The organism is Photobacterium chitinilyticum, assembly GCF_004104355.1.
Classification (GTDB): Bacteria; Pseudomonadota; Gammaproteobacteria; order Enterobacterales; family Vibrionaceae; genus Photobacterium; species Photobacterium chitinilyticum.
Genome location: NZ_RJLM01000228.1, coordinates 1 through 404, shown reverse-complemented (window position 1 = coordinate 404; position 404 = coordinate 1). Strand labels below are relative to the sequence as shown.

1 protein-coding gene is annotated in these 404 nt (G+C 47.8%); it reads left to right on the top strand.

The window, feature by feature from the left end:
* Window positions 1-166 precede the first annotated feature (166 nt).
* A partial coding sequence (locus tag EDI28_RS27465) for a hypothetical protein (RefSeq protein ID WP_233353534.1) occupies window positions 167-404 on the top strand: 238 nt, incomplete at its 3' end.

Genomic DNA, 404 nt, shown 5'->3' with positions numbered 1-404 from the left:
GTGCTTCATGGAGAAAACAGCGACTGTAAAACGACAATCGAGCGTGCTGCGGACTGGAACCAACAAGGGTTATTTTCATTGTAAACATCCAACACCATAACAGGATTGGAAAACTACGGCTTGCTAGCTGCTAAGCCTCGACCCAACGTTAGTGAAGGAAGGTCAGATGAATGCAGAAGCCAATTGGTTCAGTGAAAACGGCCATCTCATAACGACAATCGGGCGTGTTGCGTACGATGCCTACAAATGTCTATTTTCTTTGAAAACATCCAGCACCATAACAGAGCAGGAAAACTTCAATATGCTAGCGACTAAGAACGACCCGAGTAGCAAGAAAACGATCGCCACGTTGCCTGTACGCCCCTGCGCCATAACGCCTGCAATAAGGTGTGCCCCACTGAACC